The organism is Streptomyces sp. SID3343 (genome assembly GCF_009865215.1).
Lineage (GTDB): Bacteria > Actinomycetota > Actinomycetes > Streptomycetales > Streptomycetaceae > Embleya.
The window spans coordinates 1-5,205 of record NZ_WWJX01000735.1; the positions used below are offsets into that span (position 1 = coordinate 1).

The 5,205-nt window shown below is 70.4% G+C and carries 5 protein-coding genes and 1 pseudogene; 1 reads left to right on the top strand and 5 read right to left on the bottom strand.

The features are described from left to right. Window positions 1–180: 180 nt before the first annotated feature. The 5 genes from GT354_RS22565 to GT354_RS22585 form a co-directional block, all read right to left on the bottom strand. Complete coding sequence (locus tag GT354_RS22565) at window positions 181–873, bottom strand: class F sortase (protein ID WP_161358191.1); 693 nt, start codon at window positions 871–873, stop codon at window positions 181–183. Between the two features lie 109 nt (window positions 874–982). Then, entirely contained in the window at window positions 983–1,426 is a 444-nt protein-coding gene (locus tag GT354_RS22570; protein ID WP_161358192.1) for a hypothetical protein, read from the bottom strand. A 204-nt stretch (window positions 1,427–1,630) separates the two neighbouring features. Next, window positions 1,631–2,683: a methyltransferase gene (locus tag GT354_RS22575; RefSeq protein WP_161358193.1), complete on the bottom strand. Its 1,053-nt coding sequence runs from the start codon at window positions 2,681–2,683 to the stop codon at window positions 1,631–1,633. A gap of 304 nt (window positions 2,684–2,987) precedes the next feature. After that, window positions 2,988–3,317 (bottom strand): chaplin, encoded by a 330-nt coding sequence (locus GT354_RS22580; protein WP_161358194.1) that lies wholly within the window; start codon window positions 3,315–3,317, stop codon window positions 2,988–2,990. Window positions 3,318–3,466: 149 nt separating this feature from the next. Then, window positions 3,467–4,468, bottom strand: coding sequence for an adenylate/guanylate cyclase domain-containing protein (locus GT354_RS22585; protein ID WP_161358195.1), 1,002 nt, complete (start codon window positions 4,466–4,468; stop codon window positions 3,467–3,469). A 398-nt stretch (window positions 4,469–4,866) separates the two neighbouring features. Between GT354_RS22585 and GT354_RS22590 the strand changes: the two are divergent. Then, a pseudogene (locus GT354_RS22590) lies at window positions 4,867–5,205 on the top strand (DUF3533 domain-containing protein); the annotation flags it as partial.

The window sequence follows — 5,205 nt, forward strand, 5'->3', positions numbered from 1 at the left end:
ACTCAACGGCCGCCCACGCAAAACGCTCGACTGGGAAACCCCAGCCGAGCGCCTGCATAAACTGCTCGCCACGACACATCAGTGATCATGTGTTGCGACGACCCCTGGAATCCGCCCAGATGCCGGGGCCCTTCGGGTTTTTCGGGACTTCCCAACGACGGTCCGGGCGCCGGGCGACACTCAGGGCTTTTGGGCGGCGATCAGGTGGGCGAACACCACGACGTTGTCCTTGTAGTCCTTGCTCTTCTTGTCGTACGTGCCGCCACACGTGATCAGGCGGAGTTGGGCATCCTGCGTCTTGCCGTAGACGCGGTCGTCGGGGAAGTCGTCCTTGGGGAAGGACTCGACGGAGTCCACCGCGAACTTCGCCACGGACGCGTCGGCGCGGGTGACCTCGACGACGTCACCGGGCTTGAGGCTGCCCAGGCCCCAGAAGACGGCGGGGCCCGTCATCGTGTCGACGTGCCCCAGAACCAAGGCGTTGCCGCGGGCGCCGGGTGTGACGCCGTCCTTGTACCAACCGGCGAGGTTGCGGTCGGTCGGAGGCGGCACGTTCAACACCCCGGACGAGCCCAGGGTCAGACCGACGAAGGGGGCGTTCACGTCGATGCGGTCGATCTTGATCCGCACCGGCGGCGAGGAGCGCATCACGAGTGCGTCGGCCGGGTCGACCGCCGCGGGCGCCGGAGCGGCCGGTTGGGTCGCGACCGCGGCGGGTTGCGGCGGGGGCCCCGAATCCTCGCTCAGATCGTTCTTGACCATGAATCCGCCCAGGAAGACCACGCCGGCTGCGATCACCACCAACTTGCCCCGGCTCATCCGCCCGGAGGACGGTGTGGAGTTCGCTTCCTGCGGCGGTACGGGGTCGCGCATGGCATGCCTTTCCGGTCACAGCACCGATCGACTCCGGTCCCGACGCGCCGTGGCCACCGCCCCGTGGAAGGGCGATGGCCACGACGTGATTCGAATCGACGGCCCGGGGTCAGCCCTGGGTCGCGGCCGCGGCGGCCGGCGAGGTGCGACGGCGCAGGGCGTAGACGCCCAGTCCGACACCGCCGGCGATCAGCGCGGCGCCGGTGGCAAGTCCCGCGCCGTCGTCGAGGAACGAGCCACCGATACCGGTGTGCACGCCGCCGTGCGGCGACTTGTGCTCCTTCCAGGACTTGCCGTCGGAAGCGTCCCCGCCCTTGTCCTCGGCACCCTTGCCGCCGGCGTCGTCCTTGCCGTAGGCGCCCTTGCCGTCCTCGCTCTTGCCGTCGTCGCTCTTGTGCTCACCCGTCCACGACTTCTCGTGGGAGTCGCTGTCCGGGGCCGAGGCACCGTTGTGCGGCGCCGGAGCGTCGTCGGCGAAGGCAGCGGGCGCGGAGATCGTCAGGGCCGCGAGAGCGATGGCGGACCCGGCGACGAGAGTGCGTACACGACGCATGGTGGTGATTCCTTTCGACGCTCCGCAAGACTGCCGACGGATATCGACAATGGGGACCAACGGCGCGTCCCCACCACGATGGGACGGCCTCGGCGGGGCCGCACCCGGGGTGCTGCATTCGAGCGGAGGCGGTGGGCTCTTCGAGCGGTAAACCCGGCAGTCTTCACTCTCGGGGAGCAACCGATTGTTTAGCCGGGGACGTTTTCAACCCGGCAGCGTGCACTCGAACATGTGCAAAGACGGGTTCACGACCCGGATTTCGCCGCGGCGCAGACCGGCCTGGTCGATCAGCGTCAGCAGGCTCTCCTTGGTGTGCTTGCGGCCACCGACGTTGAGGAGCAGCAGCAGGTCCATCGCGGTGGTGAACTTCATCGAGACGGTTTCGTCGACGAGGTTCTCGATGATGACGACCCTGGCCCCGGGGGAAGCGGCGGACACCACGTTGCGCAGCGTGCGCGCGGTGCTCTCGTCGTCCCACTCCAGGATGTTCTTGATCAGGTACAGGTCGGCGCGGATGGGGATGTCCACTCGACAGTCGCCGGGAACCAGGCGGGCCCGGTCGGCGAGGGCGCCGCCCTCGCGCAGCCGGGGGTCGGCGGTGGCGATCACGCCGGGCAGGTCCAACAGCGCCCCGCGCAGGGCCGGATGGCGCTCCAGCAGACTCGCGAGCACGATGCCCTGTCCGCCGCCGATGTCGGCGACGGTGTCGACGCCGGTGAGGTCGAGGGCCGCGGTGACGTCCTTGGCGGACTGGACGCTGGACTGGCTCATCGCCCGGTCGAACATCTCGGCCGATTCCGGCGCGTCCTCGTGCAGGTAGTCGAAGAACTGCTTGCCGTGCAGGTCGGGGAAGACGCTCTTGCCCGAGCGAACGGCCTCGTCCAGGCGCGGCCACGCCTGCCACGTCCACGGCTCGGTGGACCACAGCGAGATGTAGCGCAGGCTGCGCGGCGCGTCGGCGCGCAGCAGGCGCGAGGCGTCGGTGTGCGCGAACCGGCCGTCTGGCTGCTCGGCGAAGATGCCGTGGCTGGCCAGCGCGCGCAACAACCGGCGCAGGGCTCGGGGTTCGGCGCTCACGGTCTGCGCCAGTTCCTCGACGGTGGCGGGGGTGTCGCCCAACTCTTCCGCGACACCCAGGCGCAGGGCCGCGCGGACCGCTGCGGCGGACATGGCGCCGAGCGCGATCTCCCGCAGTTGGGCCACCGCCTCGTGGGACTGGTGGGCCTGCTGCGGATGGGTGAGGTCTGTGTCGGTCATCGGGCCGCCTTTCAACCGGTGGAATCCCTGGCACCGGTCGCCGAGCCGTCGGATCGACCCACGCGTCGATGTCATCCGCTCCGTGCGCGTCGGGATTGGTACGACTTTCACCGATGCGGGCGCGAAATCGCCTCAAGGCGTGGTCGGGCGCGCCGTAAGTCGTCTGCGTGTCACCCGGTTGGCCGGTAGGGGGCGCCGCACCCGACGATCGGGGCAGGTCGGCGGAGTCGGCGCCCGGTGGAAAGACGCGCGAAGCCGCATCCCGGCCCAGGAGGATGGGCTCGGGATGCGGCTTCGGGAAGGATCAGCCCCAGTTGCCGGCCGACTTGCCGCCCTGCTGGTGGCGGCCCTCGTGCTGACCGCCCTCGTGCTTGCCTTCGTCCTGCTTGCCACCGTCGGCGTTGATGCAGACGTTGCCGGCCGCCGGGTTCAGCAGCCCGATGATGTTCACGCTGTTGCCACAGATGTTGATCGGCACGTGGATCGGGATCTGGAGGTTGTTGCCGGACAGGACGCCGGGCGAGCCGACGGCCGCGCCGTTCGCGTCCGCGCCGGCATTGGCGATGCCGGCGCCCGAGACGACCATGGCGCTGCCTGCCGCGACCAGAACGGCGGCCTTCTTCAACTTGTTCACGAGAATCTCCAAAGCGGGGGTGTCGCCACACCGGTGCGCGGCTACTGGGGCAAACGACCGCCCCGCCGGTTCGCAACCGTCTCCCCGCGACAATCACCCGTCCGGCGGCTCGAACGTCCGGGCGCAGCGGCCTGGGGGCCACACCGGGCTCACCGCCTCGGTATCTCGCCGACCGGCGGCGCGCTGGGCGAGCGGCCCAGGACGAACAGGTCGAGGTTGTCGAATCCGCTCACCGCCACCGGGCCGACCGCGAGCAGCGCGAACCGGGCCGAGGGCTGGAGTTCGGTCGCGAGGCGGGTGTCCACGAGGATCTGGTCGTGTGCGGCGAGCGAGGTGATCCGGCTCGCGAGGTTGACGGTGTCCCCGAACACGTCGCCCATCCGGGCCAACACCGGGCCCATCGCCATCCCGACCCGCAACGCCGGAATCGTCCGCTCGCCCGCGTGCGTGGCGACCAGGCGCAGCGCGATCTCGGCCGCGTCGCGGGCCGAGTCGGCCACGAAGAGCACCGAATCGCCGAGGGTCTTGATCACCCGGCCACCCTCCGCCGTGACCACGTCGGCCGAGCGGCCCTCGAACCGCTCGACGAGTTGGGCCAGTTCCTGCTCGCCCAGGCGTCGGCTCAGTCGGGTGAAGCCCACCAGGTCGGCGAATCCCACCGCGATCGGGGCGGACTGCGCCTCCGGGGACTGCGCCACCCGGCCGACGGAGACCGCGAGTTGCCGGCGCCAGCAGTACAGCATCAGCCGTTCGAGCTCGGGCAGGATCTCGTGCGCCCGGTCGCGCAGGATGCGAGTACGGTCCGGGCCGAGCACGCCTTTGCGGTCGAGCAGTTCCACGCCGAGTTCGATCTGTGACTCGGCCAGGCTCGCGGTGGCGCGGCCGAGCGAGCGGGCCAGTGAGACCGCCTGTCGTTCGTCGAATATGTCCTCGGAGACCAGGCGCAGCAGCGACACCAGCGCGTCCACGTCGGCATCGGTGAACTCCGGCGCGTCGTCCTCGACGTTGGCGAAGCCCAGCGCGCGCCAGAACCTGCGTGCCCGATAGACGGGTACGCCGGCGAGCGCGGCCACCTCTTTGCTGGTGTAGCGCCGCTTGTGGCGCAGGACGAGGGTCTCCAACTCGTCCGCCGCCGGGTCCTCGCCGGTCATCGTTCCCACCCCGTCCTCGCCCCCGGGCCATGTCCGCACAGCCGAAGCAGCGTGGAGCACAAGCGGCGCGAAGCCGAAGCGGGTCACCCCACGAGACCCCTGCCACGTCGGCTCGGCGGCCACAGCCCTCGATCGTCCGTTCGTCCAGCAGCGTACGCCGGACTGGGCCTCAAGATCGTCCCAAGCGGCCGGATCAAGGTCGCGGCGGCGGATGCCGAGGGTTCGGCGGGGGCACGCGGGGCCGCGGCGAGATCGTGCCGGCGGCGCGTTCGGCGTTCTCGGGGCGGCGTGCGAGTGGATCTTTCACGCCGATGGCCTACCTGCGCATGGCGTTGCGGGGGATCTCGGCGCGGCGGGTCCAGCATGAGCGCAATCGCGCTCGACAGGCCCGGAGAGTCATGACGTCAGCACCGCCCCCGACCGGGGCAAGCGCAGGGCAGATCCTGCGGATCCCCAAGATCTGGCTGGTCCCCGGTGTGCTCGTCGGCCTGGTGGCCCTGGTGATGACGCTCTTGTACATGGGCGGCATCCTCGACCCCAACGCGGACCTGCGACGCCTGCCGATCGCAGTGATCAACGCCGACACGGGGGCGGCTGCGGCGCCCGGTGCCGCGACGCCGCAAAACCTGGGCGCGCGGATCACCTCGGCCATCGTGCACGCCCCCGACCCCGAGCATCACGTCAGTTGGCGTCCGATGGACGCGGCCACCGCCCGGCAGCGGCTCGCGTCGGGCAAG

Coding starts and splice junctions, on each gene's coding strand:
- GT354_RS22565 (WP_161358191.1), bottom strand. CDS start 873: ATGCGCGACCCCGTACCGCCGCAGGAAGCGAACTCCACACCGTCCTCC.
- GT354_RS22570 (WP_161358192.1), bottom strand. CDS start 1,426: ATGCGTCGTGTACGCACTCTCGTCGCCGGGTCCGCCATCGCTCTCGCG.
- GT354_RS22575 (WP_161358193.1), bottom strand. CDS start 2,683: ATGACCGACACAGACCTCACCCATCCGCAGCAGGCCCACCAGTCCCAC.
- GT354_RS22585 (WP_161358195.1), bottom strand. CDS start 4,468: ATGACCGGCGAGGACCCGGCGGCGGACGAGTTGGAGACCCTCGTCCTG.